Raw genomic sequence first — 14,892 nt, 5'->3', positions numbered from 1 at the left:
CTGTTTGCTGATGTTACGCCTGCCTACCTTTCATAGTTATGTGAAGCGGGGAAGGGCGAAGTATAGCTTGCTATACTTTGAAGCAGCCTAAAAGCAAAAAGCACCCACTGTGGAGTGCTTTTATACTTTGGAAAGCCGTTTGTACTTACTTCTCTTTTTCCTCCATGACCTGGCCGTTGCGGTAGACGCGGGTTTTAATCACTTTGCCCTCGGGACTGTGGTACTTCCAGGTGCCGGTTTCGCGGTTGTTGCGGAACTGCCCCACGACTTCTGTTTTGCCGTCCTCGAAGTATGCCTTGTAGGGGCCGAAGCGCAGGCCATCTTTGTGGTTGGTTTCTGATTTGGTTTTGCCGGACGGATAGTAGGTATAGCTCACCCCGACAATTTTACCGTTCTCATAGACGTGCTTTTCCTGCACCTGCCCGTTGTCATAATAGCTCAGTCGCTCTCCCGTCAGCCTGCCGGTGTTATAGTTTTCGCTTAACTGTACTTTCTTGCCCGGGGCATCAAAGTATACCTTCCAGTTGCCATGCTTTTGTTTGTCTTTGAGCTGCTCCTCGGCCTGCGGGTTGCCGCTCAGGTAGTAGCGCACAGTTTTCACGTTGCTGCCGTTGCCGCTGGCGGTAATCTCCTCTTTGAGTTTCCCATCCTCATAGAAGTACTGCGCCGTGCCGTTTATTTCGCCGTTTCTGTAGTTGATGACGCTGCGCGGCTGGCCGTTCTCAAAGTATGATTTGGCCGGACCGTGCATCTTGCCTGCCAGGAACTGACCCTCGGTGCTGAGCTGTCCGTTGCGGTAGAAGCTCTTGAAGGTACCCTGCTTTTGCCCGGCCACGTTCTGCACCTCGGTTTCTACCTGGCCATTGTCGTAGTAGGTTTTGTAGGAGCCCTGCAGCATGCCGCCGCGGTAGCTGGCCTCGGTTTCGAGGCTGCCGTTAGGATAGTAGGTTTTGGCCGGGCCGTTCTGCTTGCTGTTCTGGTAGGTAATCTCAGACTTGAGTTTGCCTGTAGGATAATACTCCCGCACCACGCCCTCCGGAAAGCCGTTCACGAACTCGGTCTCTTTCTGCACCGTGCCATCGGCATAGAAGGTTTTGTACAGCTTGCTCTGCTTATCGTTCTCGAAGTAACCCTCCTGCAGCAGCTTGCCATCGGGGCGGTACGCCCGGAAAGGGCCCTGCTTTACATCCAGGTGGTAGCTGATCTGCATTTTGGGCTGGCCGCTCGGGTAGAACTCGGTGTACACGCTGTCCTTTTTGCCCTCCACAAACTTTATCAGCGCCTCGCGCTCGCCGGTAGGGTAGAAGCGTTGGTAATAGCCCACAATGGCAGAGTCGGGGGTGATATAGTACTCTTCCTTAATTTGGGTGAACGCCTCGTCGTGGTAAGTGGTGACCTGCTGTTGCGCCAGGGCCATACTTTGCACCAGGCCCAACGGAAGCAGTAATGCCAGGAGTTTACGCATGTTCTTTAACTGTGATGTTATACTTTGTCAGCATTAAGGGAAACAGGATTTATACTTCAATCATTCCCAACCTGCTTGCTATCAGGTGGTTTGTAGCAGGAACAGGCACCTTATACTTTCCCGCAAGTATAAAGTATAATACTGTAAGTATACTGCCTTCCTCCTGCTCATCCTAAAATTCTGTCCATCCTGTTCCAAAATGTGAATTGGATAAGGTTATACTTTCTTTTTCGTGATCTCCTTAGAAACCAACTTCAGGAAGGGGTCTGTGTCTTTCAGAAATTTTTGTGCTACTTCAACCGCCTTAGGATGGTTGACTTTGCTCAGGCTCAACAAGGCCCTTCTTTTTATATACTTGTCGTCGTTGCGGTTAATCAGGTTAAGCAGAATCTGCTCTCTGTTCTCCACATCCACATTTCCGAGCAACTCGGCAATTTGCCATTTAGCCTGTGGTTGGTTTGAATTAACTGCTTTTTTAACAAACCGCAGCTTGCTTTCCAATTTCTCCTCAACAATCGCCAGAACTTGTCCCGATTCATTGTCTATGGCAAGGGCATAAACGAGCTGCTGGGCCAGGTCATGGTTAAATTCAGTGTTCAGTTGCACAACCACTTCCTTTGCTGCCTTATACAAAGCCTCCCAATCCGTGTACTCTGTTTCCCACTCTCCGAGGCCCCTGTTTTCAGGGTAAGTCTCGGGCGTCATGCCGGCCCATTCCCAAAATTTAGCTAATTCGGTTTCTAATAACATAGGCTCTCTAGAATTGGTAAACATCAAAAAGATAGGAATCAGTTTAATACACAGGCTAAAGTATAAAAAGAAAGCCTTACGCGCTTAACGTAAGGCTTCCTGCAAATTATATACCGAAGGTACAGGTTATACTTTCTCAATCACGATGGCAGAGGCGCCGCCGCCGCCGTTGCAGATACCGGTCACCCCGATCTTGCCGCCTTTCTTGTCGAGCACGTTGCAAAGGGTGGTCACGATGCGGGCGCCGGAGGCTCCCAGCGGGTGGCCCAGCGATACGGCACCACCAAACACGTTCACGTTACCGCCTTCCAGGCCCAGTTTCTGGTTGTTGGCGATAGAAACCACGGAGAACGCCTCGTTGATTTCATAGAAGTCCACTTCCTCCGGAGATACGCCTGCGTTTTTCAGCGCCTTCGGAATAGCCAGCGATGGGGTAGTGGTGAACCATATTGGATCCTGCTCGGCGTCGGCAAAGCCACGGATTTTGGCAATTGGCTTCACGCCCAGTTCCTCAGCTTTTTCCTTGCTCATGAGCACCAACGCCGCGGCACCGTCGTTCAGCGTGGAGGCGTTGGCGGCCGTTACCGTTCCCTCCTTGTCAAACACCGGCTTCAGGCCTGGTATTTTCTCGAAGTTTACTTTTCTGAATTCCTCGTCTTCGCTAACCATCAGCGGGTCCTTGCCGCGCTGCGGGATTTCTACCGGAACGATCTCGTCTTTCAGCAGGCCGGCCTCAGCGGCAGCAGCCACTTTTTTGTAGGAGCTGATGGCGTACTCGTCCTGCATCTCGCGCGTAATCTTCAGCTCGCGGGCCGTGTTCTCAGCAGCATTGCCCATGTGGAAGTTGTTGTACACATCCCACAGGCCATCCTTCAGTAAGCCGTCAATCATCTGGCCGTGGCCAAGCTTGGCACCGAAACGGGCTTTGTCTAGGTAGAAAGGTACGTTGCTCATGCTCTCCATACCGCCTGCCACGATCACATCCTTGTGGCCCAGCATGATGGCCTGCGCAGCAAACATAATAGCCTTAGAGCCGGAGGCGCATACTTTGTTGATGGTGGTGCACTCTACCTCGTGGCCAAGGCCGGCAAAAATGGCTGCCTGGCGGGCCGGAGCCTGGCCCACGTTGGCCGACAGCACGTTGCCCATGATCACTTCCTGCACCTCTTTTTTATCAACGCCGGCTCGCTCCAGGGCTCCCTTGATGGCTGCCGCACCCAGCTGCGTAGCCGAAAGGCTGGCCAGTGCACCACCGAAAGAACCGATCGGAGTACGAACCGCCGATATAATATATACTTCTTTAATCTGCATAGTTTTGATGTTTATTGGGTTTGGTTGTGAAGTTACAGGGATTTGCGCTCAAAACCAAACGAGCGTTAGGCCTGATAGCCCCTAACGAATAGACCAAACTTAAGAGTATTAGAGTTCCAACTTTTTAACTTTCTAACCTTTTAACTTTCTAACTCCTAAACTCTCTAACTCCATTTATACTTTTTTTCTGTGTGCTATAAACTCCCGGGGTATTTTACTGTCTAAACTGCAGAACGGCTATACTTTTGGCCGATATTGTTTAGCTTTATTCACAACACTTACCTTATTATCAAGCTTTTCACCCGAAATGAAGAAACTTTTATGCCTGGCTGCTCTCTTTGGCGCCAGCCTCCTGCAGGCCGAGGCACAAGGACAGGCAGCTAAAAAAACACTTTCCCACGATGTATACGACAGCTGGAATGCGCTGGGTGGGGATGAACTTTCCCGCAACGGACAGTACGTGCTCTACAGCATCAACCCGCAGGAGGGCGACGGCGCGCTCCACATCCGGAACCTGCAGCGCAATGCCACCTCCACGTATAGCCGGGGCACCAAAGCCAGCTTCAGCACCGACAGCCGCTATGCTGTTTTCCAGATAAAGCCCGAGCATGACAAAGTGCGCGCCCTGAAGCTGAAAAAGAAGAAAGGCGACGACCTGCCCAAAGACTCGCTGGCGATTGTGAAGCTGGAGGACATGAGCGTGGTGAAGCTGCCGCGCGTGAAATCCTACAAGCTGCCGAAGGAGGGAAGCGGCTGGCTGGCCTATCACCTGGAAAAGCCGCTGCCAGAGAAAAAGGAAGACAAGAAAACGGAGGCAGCCGAAGGTGAGGCAAAAGCAGAGGCCAAGAAGCCGGCTCTCAAGCCAAACAAGGACGCCAAAGGCACCGATCTGGTGCTGCGCAACCTGAGCACCGGGCAGGAGCACCGTTTCCCACGCGTGGTGGACTACATTTTCTCCGAGCAGGGCAACATGCTCTACTTTGTGAAGGATGAGCTCGACTCGTTGCATCGTGCCGGTGTGTTTGCCTTCAACACAGCTGAGCTTAAGGAGTTGCCCATTGATACGGGCCTGGTGACCTACAAAGGCATCAGCACCGATAAAGTGGGCAACCAGCTGGCCTATGTGGCCACAGCCGACACGCTAAAAGCTGATATCCGCTACTTCAGCCTGAACTACTGGAACACCAAAGACCGCAAAAAGCAGGTGCTGGCCGACACGGTGGCCAAAGGCATGCCGCAAAACTGGATGGTGAGCGAGCATGGCAGCCTGAACTTCTCGGAAGATGGCAAGCGCCTGTTCTTCGGCACCTTCCCGCGCCCGGTTCGCTACGAGAAAGATACCACTCAACTGGAAGAGGATAAGGTAAGCCTGGATATCTGGACCTACAAAGACCCGCTCATCCAGCCGATGCAGCTCAAGCAAAACGACCGCACGCTCAAGCGCTCCTTCCTGGCCATGTACGACCTGAGGGGCGGTAAAATGCAGCAGTTGGCTACCCTGGAGATGCCGGACGTATACCTGGACGCGAACAAAACTGGCGATGTGGCGCTGGGTGTGAGCGATGAAAAGTATAAAATCACCATCGGTTACGATACCCCCACCCGCAAGGACGCTTTCCTGATCGACCTGAAAAAAGGAACGGTAAAGCAGGTGCTGACCGAGTCAAGGGGCAACCCGCGCCTTTCGCCGATGGGCAAGTATGTGTACTGGTACGAGCCGCTGGACAGCAGCTGGCACGTGCTCGGCACAAAAGGTGGTGCCAGCCTCAACCTGACTAAAAAGGCAGCTGTGCCGTTTTATGAGGAGGACAACGACATGCCGATGCTACCGGGTAGCTACGGGCTGGCCGGCTGGGTAGAGGGCGACAGCCACCTGCTCGTTTACGATCGTCACGACATCTGGCAACTGGACCCAACGGGCAAAAAAGCCGCTGTTAACCTGACCGACACGTATGGCCGCCAGAACAACCTGCGCCTGCGCTACGAGAAGCTGGACCCGGAGGAGAAGTTCATCCCGGCCAATGCGGAGCTGGTGCTGGCCGGCTTTAACTATGAAACCAAGGCAGCAGGCTACTACAAAGACTATGTGGGCAGAAGCGCTCAGCCGCAGCCGCTCATCAGCTCTGACCATGCTTATACCTCGTTGAGCAAGGCCCAAAACAGCAACCGCGTTACCTTCCGCCGCGGCGACTACCGTAACTACAACGACCTGTATACTTCGGATCTGAGCTTTGCCAAGGTAGACAAACTCACCGACTCCAACCCGCAGACCGCAGAGTATAAGTGGGGAACAGTGGAGCTGGTAGATTGGAAGTCCACGGATGGTATTCCGCTGCAGGGCCTGCTCTACAAGCCGGAGAATTTCAACCCGAATAAGAAGTACCCGATGATGGTTTACTTCTACGAGCGCTCTTCGGACGGCATCCACAATCACCGCGTGCCGGCCCCAAGCGCCTCTGTTATCAACATCCCGCTCTTTGTGAGCAACGATTACCTGGTGTTTGTGCCGGACATCGTGTACCAGGATGGCTACCCGGGCGAGAGTGCGATGGACTGCATCATCCCGGGTGTGCAAATGCTGGTGCAGCAGGGCTTTGTAGATGAGAAGAACATGGCGCTGCAGGGACAGAGCTGGGGTGGCTATCAGATTGCTTACATGGTGACCCGCACCCACCTGTTTAAGGCCGCCATGGCCGGCGCACCGGTATCGAACATGACGAGTGCTTACGGTGGTATCCGCTGGGGCACGGGCCTGAGCCGCCAGTTCCAGTATGAGCGCACCCAGAGCCGCATCGGCGGTACGCTGTGGGAGAAACCGATGCAGTTTATCGAGAACTCGCCACTCTTCTTCGCCGACCGCGTGAAGACGCCGCTGCTCATCATGCATAACGACAACGACGGCGCTGTGCCGTGGTACCAGGGCATCGAGTATTTCATGGCGCTTCGTCGCCTGAATAAGCCTGTCTGGATGCTGGTGTACAACGGCGAGGAGCACAACCTGATGGAGCGCAAGAACCGCAAGGACCTCTCCGTACGCATGTCTCAGTTCTTCGACCATTACCTGAAAGGAGCTCCGGCTCCGGTATGGATGGAGCAGGGCGTGCCATCAGTGGTGAAAGGCAAGAACTACGGCCTGGAGCTGGTAGCCGAGCCGGAAGTAGCCGGAGAGGCAAAAGAATAATTTATACTTTCCGATAAACAGAAACGGGAGCAAGGTTATACTTGCTCCCGTTTTTTATGCTGTTAGCTGATGTATAGTTGAAGTATGGTTGGAGTATAGTTTATACTTTTTAAGCCGTTCTCGCTCGCCTCCGGCGAGTGTGCGCTATCCCCAGGCCTCTGGCCTCTAAAGTTTATACGTTATGCTTTGGTTATACTTTTATACTTGTTGCGTAGCGTGGCGGGACGCCATCTAATACCTCACACTCGCCGGAGGCGAGCGAGAGGCCTATACTTTCTAACCTTCTAACTTTCTAACTCTTTAATTCCTAAACTCTCTAACTCCCCAACTCCTAAACTTTCCAACGGTTGCGTGGTGCGCACAAATTGGCCGGTGCCGAAGGCCACTTCCTTGCCGCGTTCGTTGTAAAGCGTGGCTTCCGCAATAAATAGATTCTTGCTTTGGGAGCGCAGGGTGCCAACCGCTTTTAGCACACCGCTTGTTACAGGGCGCACTAGGTTTAGCTGGAAAGAGGCCGTGACAATAAACACATCGCGCACCACGGAGGCTACGGCAAAGTAAGCAGCATCGTCGAGCAGCTTGAAGTAAACCGCCCCGTGCAGCGCGTTGGCCCCATGAAAGTAGGCATCCCGGACGGGCAAGGTAATTTCGGAGCGGCTGTGGCTTACGCTGATGGAGCTGCCACTGAAGAGTTCCTGCACCTTGGCCTGGTGGTAGAGCCGCTCCAACCGCTGGTAATGTTCCTGGTGTTGCATGAGGCAAGTATAAGTATAAATCAGGAAAACCGGCGCTTGACAGGTCGGTGCCAAAGTATAAAGTATAGCTTGGGCTACCAATATGACTCACGCGGACTAGGAAGTCCGCAGCAGATTAGTTCCGGACAGGGATGTCCGGAACAGCGAAGATATATTTGGAAGTATAGCCGCAAGTACAAGCATGGCAAGTATAGTCACGGCATTTCAGGTACGTTATACTTCATCATAGGCCAGCGGAAGCAAGTATAAATGTGACGCCGCATTCTTTTCCGGATTTTTATACTTTAGTGGACATTAAACGCGAATTTAAAGTATGGCATACAAGTATGGCGTGGGCATTAGCCACCTGGAGTTCTGGGTAAAGGACCTGGAAGAATCGCTGGCGTTTTACGGGAAACTGTTTCCGATGATTGGATGGGATGCGCTTAACAAGACCTCCTTTAGCTGCGGCTTGCACGAAATATACTTTAAGCAGATGCCCGTGCAGCTGCACGATAGCCTAGGCGTGCGTCATATCTGCTTCCATGCCCAAAGCCGGGAGGTAGTGGAGAGAGTAGGGGAGTGGCTCCGAAGTATAAACGGCAGCATCATCCGCGGACCGCAGGCCATGCCGCAGTATACACCTGAGTACTACACGGTAGATTTCCGGGACCCGAACGGCTTTGTGCTGGAAGTGGCCTATGCTCCAGACATTGAATTATAAAAAAGCCCCGGCTTTTTGGTGCCGGGGTTAATCTTATCAAAAATGCATGGCTTAAAGCGCGCGGCTGCCTTCTTGTTGTACCGCACAAAGTAATTTATCCTGATGGCGCAACATCTGTAAGACCCAGTGCTAATGTGTTGTTTGGCCTATACGGTGAGTGCTTGTTTTAACAGGCGTTCTTTAACAGAGGCTACGCTTATGCCGCCCTCTTCCATTTTCTGTACCGCCTGTTCTTCAATCAACTCCCTTAACTGATCCAAGCAGGAGTCGAACCAGGTATGGTTGTCCATTCGGAAAACAGCCTCCTGCTCTACCTCCAGCCAAGTATCCAGGGCGGCGTGGTTGTGCTGCAGGCGCAGTTCGAGTTTGTCCAGGGCGTTGGCTACACGCGCCTCGTACGTGAGCTTGTCCTCAAACTCGTGCCAGAGCTCGTACACATGTTGTCCCAGCCCGTGGCCAAGGGCCTCGCGCAGGTTCTCGATAGCTCGCAGCTCCTTCTGACGCTTCAGTTCCTTCAGCGCCAGGGTTTTTACCTCGAAGGCAGGTATATCGCCGGCCTCGGCCTCCACCAGGTCGTGCACAATCACCATTTTAAGGGTGCGCGCCACGTCTATCTCCTGATCCAGGTAGGGTTCCAGCAGCACCACCATCAGCGACATGCGCCACGTATGCTCTGCCACGCTCTCCTGCCTGCCATTCGATAGCCAGCTGTGGCGCAATTCATACTTTAGTTTTTCAGCAAGGGTAAGTACTTCAAGCACCTGTCTCAGTTGCTCCTTCATAAATTTATTTTGATTTGAAGATGGAGGCTGATCTTATGATAGAATCCGAAGCAGAAGGTTTAAAAGCATGATCAAAAGTAATTAAATAAATAAGCTGCCGGCAGCACAGGTCATATCTAAAGCCCTGTAGAACACAGCCCTTAGAGTATTACTGCTTGCCTGCCCGCTGAGGGATTATTCTGCAACAGCCATAGTGCGCAGTTCCCGGACGCGCTCCTCAAAATACTGGTCTGGTTTCCCGGCGCCTTTTACTGCGGCTGCTTCAAACAGCTCCGCCAGCTGTGGCTCATGGGTGGCTTTTATACCTTTGCGTACGTTCAGGTAAGCGAAGCGCAGCCAAACTACTGCCTTCACCCTGTCCGTTTCGGGGTGGAGCATCAGGCCTTCCATAAACAGGTCAGATGCTGTAAACCAGCGCAGGCTGGTGCGGATGATTACTTCTTCGTTCAACTTCACTTCCTGCAGATAAGCCACCTGGCTGGATGCCACGACCCATACATTGCCGGTTTGCTGCATGTGCTGGTAAATATCGAGCTGGTAATGTTCCCGCAGCTGGTCTTCGCGGGCATTCATAAAATAGTCGATATAGCGGCCGTTGTTCAGGTGCCCGAAAGGGTCGCAATCCTCAAAGCGGATGCGGACTTTGCTTTCCAGTTGTTGTGCGATACTTGTTGCTTCTTTCATGGTTTGATTAGTTTAAAAAAGACCGATTGGTTTGTTTTTGGGTAAAAAAATTATACTTTCAGTTCCTGCTCTATCAGCTGCTTCAGGTGCTGCAGCCCGGTATGCAGGTATTTTGCTTCGCCGTAGGCCTTCGAGACCATCATGCCGCCCTCAATTATACTTACAAAAAGTATAGAGAAGCGCTCTGCGTCTGTGTCGGCCTTAAATTCTCCCTGTGCCACGCCCTGGCGCACGATGTTGGCCACCGATTTGTGCAGTTTGTTCAGCACCCGCACCACACTTGCCCTTAGCAGCGGATTGGTATCGTCAGCCTCTACGGATGTGTTCAGCACCGGGCAACCGCCTTGTATAGGAGGTGCGTAAAGGTATGTTTTGTAAAAGGAGATAATTGCCTCCAGCTTTTTGGTGGCAGAAGTATGTGGCGTGATGTTGTCGCTGAGCAACTGCAGCAGGTGCGCGGCAGCGTACTCGAATGCTTGCAGGGCTATTTCCTCTTTGCTCTCAAAGTGGCCATAAATCCCGCCCTTTGTCAGCCCGGTCGACGCCATGATATCCTGCATGGAGGTGCCGGCATACCCTTTCTGGTTAAAAAGGTGGGCCGATTTCTCGATGATCAGTTGGCGTGTGCGTTCTGCCTTGCTCATGGGGCGCTACTTATACTTTGGTAAACGCAAAATAAACCGATTGGTTTTTAAATTGCAAGTACAATCCCGACAACTTAAGCATTAAAAGAGAATTAGCAGTAAGATCCCTGCTTTATGGAACTCGGCCTGCTTAGCGATACTTAAGGCCAGACTGTGATAATAAACCTTGCCCGAAGTAAGAGTTGGAGGCACGTATGATACTGCCCTCGGCAAAATGTGTGGAAATAAAAAAAGCACCTATAAGTTTTAGCTTATAAGTGCTTGATTTTCAGGTGATCCCGTTTGGATTCGAACCAAAGACCTACTGCTTAGAAGGCAGTTGCTCTATCCAGCTGAGCTACGAGACCAGCGTTTGTAAGGAGAGCGGATGCTCTACCCTTAAACAAAAAATTTCGGAATCTCTTCCGAAATTTTTTAGTCGGGGTGGCAGGATTCGAACCTACGACCTCCACATCCCAAATGTGGCGCGATACCGGGCTACGCTACACCCCGAACTATGGTTCGCTTTCGGATTTTCCGGTGTTTGAACCGTGTTATCTGATTGCGATGCAAAACTAAGGAAGATTTCAGATTAGCAAAAGTTTTTTTTAACTTTTTTTCATCATCATCTTGCTGCGGAGAGGGGGGGATTCGAACCCCCGGTACCGTTTCCAGTACGGCAGTTTAGCAAACTGCTGGTTTAAGCCACTCACCCACCTCTCCGTGGAAAATTCTCTTACTGCTTAAGAGACTGCAAACATACTACATCGTTCTGTACAACGCAATACCCTTCCGCAAAATTCACGCGAAACATTTCAACTCCCCTCCCCGCTCAAAAGCTAAGTCATTGATCCATCAGCCCTTCATTTGAGAAAAATATTTAGAAATTTTTAGAAAGGCCCTCCTATACCCTCCCTTTGCCCAATTGCGGTTATCGAAAAGGACATTTTTATACTTAGCTTCTCACCACCGAAAAAATGACCCTCCGCTGCAGTATGGTACCGGTTTAGTATATTTGTAGCTGTGGCACGGGTTTGTTCATAATCTGGCGCCGCACTTTAACTACTTTATAATGACTTGGTATCAGAGCCTGACCTTGCTGGAGCTACTGCTTGGCGCTGCCTTTCTGGTGTTGTACACCGGCTATCTGTTGCGTGTGCGCAGGGTGGCGCTGTTCTTTAAGCAACGGCCGCACGGCGTCTGGTTTAAGTTTGTGCTACGCCACCTGTACCTGGTGCTCCTTATCGTTGCCATCCTCGGCCCCTCTTTCGGTGCCATGAAAAAGGAGATCCGTACCATAGGTAAGGACCTTTACATCGCCGTGGATCTTTCGCTTTCCATGGATGCGACGGATGTGCAGCCCTCGAGGCTGGAGAGGGCAAAACACGTCACACAGCGCCTAATCTCCCGCTTTAACTCCGACCGTATCGGGCTAATGGTTTTCTCTGACGAGGCACACATCCAAAGCCCGCTCACTTACGACCAGAATGCCCTGCAGCTCTATACCCAGACGCTGCGCACCAGCCTGCTCCCCCACACCGGCACCAGCTATGTCCCGGTGCTGGAGCTGGCCCTGGATAAACTCCGGCAGCGCTCTAACACCGCCGAGGAAGAGCAAAAGGCACGGGTGCTGGTGCTCATTAGCGACGGGGAGGATTTTGGCAGTGATGTAACGAGGCTGGCTGGGCAACTGCAGCGGGAAAACATACGGGTGTATGCTCTCGGAATCGGCACAACGGAGGGAGGCCGCATCCCGGCAGGGCAAGCCTTCAAAACCGACCAGGAAGGCAGGGAGGTGATAACAAAACTGAAGCCGGAGCCCCTGGAGCAACTGGCAGAGTTAACGGATGGTGCATATTTTGAGGTGAATGACCGGGTGAGCGAAACAAGCAAGCTCATCAGCGCCATCAATAACATAGAGGGCGAGCTGCGCGAGAGTAAAACCATCGATGTGACCGCCAATAAGTATGTATACCCGCTGGCGCTGGCCCTGTTCCTCATCCTGCTGGACATCCTGATCACCGTAAAACTTATCCGGATATGAAAGGCCTTACACTGGCAGCTATACTTTTGGTGAGCCTCTTCAGCGGGGGGATTTCCATTGTCACGCGCATCAACCAGCACACGCAGGAAGCCGCCGTCGCCTACAAGCGCCAGGACTTTATTGAGGCCATCGCCTCCTACAATTACCTGCTGGAGGACCTGAATGTGGATGACGACCAGCTGCGCCTCAACCTGGCGCACTCTTACTACCAAGCGGGTTTACTGCCACAGGCTACAGCCGCATACCAATACCTGGCCGACCATCCGCAGCCGAAGCTGCGCGCACTCGCCCACCTGCAGCTGGGCAATATCTATACCCGCCAGAAAAAGTATAAGCGGGCGCTAGCCCTATACAAGCAAGCGCTGGTAACAGAACCAGGCAACGAGGCAGCCCGGTATAACTTTGAGCTTCTGAAAAAGTACCTGCTGCTAAACCCCGAGGCTGGCATAGAGGAGGAACCAGTGGAAGATACGGCCGGAAGTATGGATCAGAAGCCTGCGCCACCCGCCACTGCCGATAGCCCCAAACCAAGGCAAAACCCTGATGAGCAAGGCGACCAGCAAGAGGAAATAGACAATCCTGAGCCCGATCAGAATGGACAGGAACAGCAGCCCGCAGGAAGCCAGGAGCAGCCGCAGGGCGAGAAGGAGCGTGAAGAGGCCACCGGAGAGGAAGAAGGCGATGAGCGGGGCCAGAAGCAGGACAATCCCTTCGATAAGAACGGCCAGCAGCACAAAGGCAGTGCAGAAGGAATCTCTGCCGAGGATGAAATGGCGCAAACGCGCCGCGCCCGCCTGCGCCAGGCTAACATGAGTCCGGAGAAAGCCCGACTGTTGCTGGATGCTATGCGCAACGCGGAGATGCAGTACATCCAGCAACTTCCCAAGCAAAGTACTAAACAGCCAGACCGTAGCAAACCCGACTGGTAAGATGCCCCGCTGCAGAAAGCAAAGCTTTACTTTGAATCATGAAGTGCGTTCAGCATCGTGTCCTTTTGCGAAATGAGGTACTGAAATACCCGGACAGTCTGTTGCTGCTATAGTAGTTGGTTCGATTCGTAGTAAGACTTGTAAGGCTTACTTTTACAGGCTGTTCCCTCAGTGCATATTTGCTCCGTTACGCTATACAATGATAAAACTATGAAACGTACATTAGGTAATGCCTCCAAGGGTGGCGTTCTGCTCTTTCTGCTCTTATTCATTTCTTTAAGCTCCTTGTTCGGGCAAACGCATGAGCCGTATGGCCTTTACCGACGGAAAGACCTTTCGGCCCTTTCCCAGTTGATCCGGGACAACGGGCAGCTTGACAGGAAGACGAGACAAATATATCAGGCAACGGTTTACAATGCCTACGGGAAGGCAAAAAAGTCAAACAAACTTCTCAGGTCTGCCAAGGCAGGTGCTACAAACCTGTCAGCCGAGGATACCTTGTCTTATGTTGCCTTGAAAACCGCCTACGACAACCATATAAAGCTATTTGATTACCAAAGCGCTGCCCGGACAGGAACCCTGCTGCTTTCTACCTACAGGGCGTTTTTCACGCCGGAGGAGTACCAGGAGGAAGCAGAGGCGCTAAAGATCTGGAGGCTGCTCTCCGGCGTGCCTTCGCAAGTGGTGGAGAAGGTTCGCGGTTTGGAGATCCAGTTAAAGAAGGACAAAGCAGGCCTGTTAAACATTCCGGTGCAGGTAGGGGAACAGGTGCACGACATGGTATTTGATTCGGGGGCCGGTTTATCCGTACTGTCTGAGAGTTATGCCAAAGAATTGGGCTTTGAAATTGTGAGTGATTCGACGATACCTGTGAAGAGTGGCATTACCGGCCTGGCTACGCCTGTGAAACTGGCGCTAGGGGAGCGGTTTCGCGTCGGGGGCATTGAGGTTTCCAATGCCGTGTTCCTGGTCTTCCCTGACAGTGCCTTAAGCTTTGGAGGGGGCTTTTACAAGATAAATGGTATCATAGGCTTTCCCATTATCAGCCATTTCGGGACCTTAACCTTTACCGACCGGACGCAGCTCACGGTTAATGGGGAGAAAGCGAAGAGGGATGTAAAACCCAACATGATTATTGACGGGCTCAAGCCGGTGATTTACCTTTCTTTCAACGGCGAAGAGCTCCCCTATACTTTTGATACGGGCGCTGACAGGACGAAGCTGAGCGATAACTTTTTCAAGAGGTATAAACCCACTGTAGAGGCAGAGGGCACTTCGCAGGAACTTAAGGCAGAAGGCACGGGTGGCGGTCTGGTGCTAAAAGGGTATGAAGTGCCGGAGCTTACCTTCTTCCTGAGCGGGAAGCCCGTCAGCCTGAAAAAGGTGTTTGTCAGCCAGGATCCTATCTCTACGAACGGGGAGATTTATTTTGGCATCATCGGCCAGGACTTCATTAGGCAATTTAGAACCATGACAATCTCCTTTGAGGGAGCCTACGTCGCCTTTGAGTAGCGTGGATACAGGAGCCTGGATTGTTAGCAGGAAAGAGTTGCTAATGAATGTTCATACAGATAGAAAGAGCCTGCACTTATAAGTGCAGGCTCTTTCTATCTGTACAGGAGCTAATATAACGCTTGGCTTATCGTGTAATCGCTCCAGGCTGCA

Annotated in this window: 13 protein-coding genes and 3 tRNA genes; 6 read left to right on the top strand and 10 right to left on the bottom strand. The window is 52.1% G+C overall.

Annotated features, from left to right (window positions below; translation table 11 throughout):
• Window positions 1-145: 145 nt before the first annotated feature.
• From BM040_RS05235 to BM040_RS05225, 3 genes are all read right to left on the bottom strand, one after another.
• Window positions 146-1,465 carry a toxin-antitoxin system YwqK family antitoxin gene (locus BM040_RS05235; protein ID WP_092099394.1) on the bottom strand — a complete coding sequence of 440 codons (1,320 nt, stop codon included), beginning with the start codon at window positions 1,463-1,465 and terminating at the stop codon, window positions 146-148.
• Between the two features lie 216 nt (window positions 1,466-1,681).
• Window positions 1,682-2,239, bottom strand: coding sequence for a HEAT repeat domain-containing protein (locus BM040_RS05230; RefSeq protein WP_245756107.1), 558 nt, complete (start codon window positions 2,237-2,239; stop codon window positions 1,682-1,684).
• A gap of 102 nt (window positions 2,240-2,341) precedes the next feature.
• Window positions 2,342-3,526, bottom strand: a complete 1,185-nt coding sequence (locus BM040_RS05225) for an acetyl-CoA C-acyltransferase (protein ID WP_092099392.1) — start codon at window positions 3,524-3,526, stop codon at window positions 2,342-2,344.
• Window positions 3,527-3,833: 307 nt separating this feature from the next.
• Between BM040_RS05225 and BM040_RS05220 the strand changes: the two genes are divergently transcribed.
• Window positions 3,834-6,707: a S9 family peptidase gene (locus BM040_RS05220; protein WP_092099391.1), complete on the top strand. Its 2,874-nt coding sequence runs from the start codon at window positions 3,834-3,836 to the stop codon at window positions 6,705-6,707.
• 284 nt (window positions 6,708-6,991) lie between these two features.
• Here the strand turns inward: BM040_RS05220 and BM040_RS05215 are convergent, their stop codons facing one another.
• Window positions 6,992-7,462 (bottom strand): PaaI family thioesterase, encoded by a 471-nt coding sequence (locus BM040_RS05215; RefSeq protein ID WP_092099390.1) that lies wholly within the window; start codon window positions 7,460-7,462, stop codon window positions 6,992-6,994.
• On the opposite strand from BM040_RS05215, the gene BM040_RS21560 reads away from it, so the two are divergent.
• Together BM040_RS21560 and BM040_RS05210 are read left to right on the top strand one after the other, a co-directional pair.
• On the top strand, window positions 7,445-7,711 hold the full coding sequence (locus BM040_RS21560) for a hypothetical protein (RefSeq protein WP_139217764.1): 267 nt from the start codon (window positions 7,445-7,447) through the stop codon (window positions 7,709-7,711). The genes BM040_RS05215 and BM040_RS21560 overlap by 18 nt on opposite strands.
• 64 nt (window positions 7,712-7,775) lie before the next feature.
• Window positions 7,776-8,165, top strand: a complete 390-nt coding sequence (locus tag BM040_RS05210) for a VOC family protein (RefSeq protein ID WP_092099389.1) — start codon at window positions 7,776-7,778, stop codon at window positions 8,163-8,165.
• Between the two features lie 146 nt (window positions 8,166-8,311).
• Here the strand turns inward: BM040_RS05210 and BM040_RS05205 are convergent, their stop codons facing one another.
• The 6 genes from BM040_RS05205 to BM040_RS05180 form a co-directional block, all read right to left on the bottom strand.
• The gene (locus tag BM040_RS05205) at window positions 8,312-8,947 is read right to left on the bottom strand and encodes an HD domain-containing protein (protein ID WP_092099388.1); all 636 of its coding nucleotides are present in this window, start codon (window positions 8,945-8,947) and stop codon (window positions 8,312-8,314) included.
• Window positions 8,948-9,121: 174 nt separating this feature from the next.
• Window positions 9,122-9,631 (bottom strand): acyl-CoA thioesterase, encoded by a 510-nt coding sequence (locus tag BM040_RS05200; protein ID WP_092099387.1) that lies wholly within the window; start codon window positions 9,629-9,631, stop codon window positions 9,122-9,124.
• A 50-nt stretch (window positions 9,632-9,681) separates the two neighbouring features.
• On the bottom strand, window positions 9,682-10,275 hold the full coding sequence (locus tag BM040_RS05195; RefSeq protein WP_092099386.1) for a TetR/AcrR family transcriptional regulator: 594 nt from the start codon (window positions 10,273-10,275) through the stop codon (window positions 9,682-9,684).
• Window positions 10,276-10,548: 273 nt separating this feature from the next.
• Window positions 10,549-10,622: transfer RNA gene (locus tag BM040_RS05190), tRNA-Arg, on the bottom strand.
• Between the two features lie 71 nt (window positions 10,623-10,693).
• Window positions 10,694-10,767: transfer RNA gene (locus tag BM040_RS05185), tRNA-Pro, on the bottom strand.
• A gap of 123 nt (window positions 10,768-10,890) precedes the next feature.
• A tRNA-Ser gene (locus tag BM040_RS05180) sits at window positions 10,891-10,977 on the bottom strand.
• 349 nt (window positions 10,978-11,326) lie between these two features.
• Between BM040_RS05180 and BM040_RS05175 the strand changes: the two genes are divergently transcribed.
• The 3 genes from BM040_RS05175 to BM040_RS05165 all read left to right on the top strand — a co-directional run bounded on the left by BM040_RS05175 (window position 11,327) and on the right by BM040_RS05165 (window position 14,739).
• Window positions 11,327-12,298, top strand: coding sequence for a VWA domain-containing protein (locus BM040_RS05175; RefSeq protein WP_092099385.1), 972 nt, complete (start codon window positions 11,327-11,329; stop codon window positions 12,296-12,298).
• The gene (locus BM040_RS05170) at window positions 12,295-13,227 is read left to right on the top strand and encodes a tetratricopeptide repeat protein (protein WP_092099384.1); all 933 of its coding nucleotides are present in this window, start codon (window positions 12,295-12,297) and stop codon (window positions 13,225-13,227) included. Before BM040_RS05175 ends, BM040_RS05170 begins: the two co-directional genes overlap by 4 nt.
• 210 nt (window positions 13,228-13,437) lie before the next feature.
• A complete protein-coding gene (locus BM040_RS05165; RefSeq protein WP_092099383.1) occupies window positions 13,438-14,739 on the top strand; it encodes a retropepsin-like aspartic protease in 1,302 nt (433 codons plus the stop codon).
• Window positions 14,740-14,892: the final 153 nt, after the last annotated feature.

It is taken from the genome of Pontibacter chinhatensis (assembly GCF_900113285.1).
Lineage (GTDB): Bacteria > Bacteroidota > Bacteroidia > Cytophagales > Hymenobacteraceae > Pontibacter > Pontibacter chinhatensis.
Note: the sequence above shows the minus strand (reverse complement) of the source record. Positions and strands in the feature narration are given on the sequence as shown.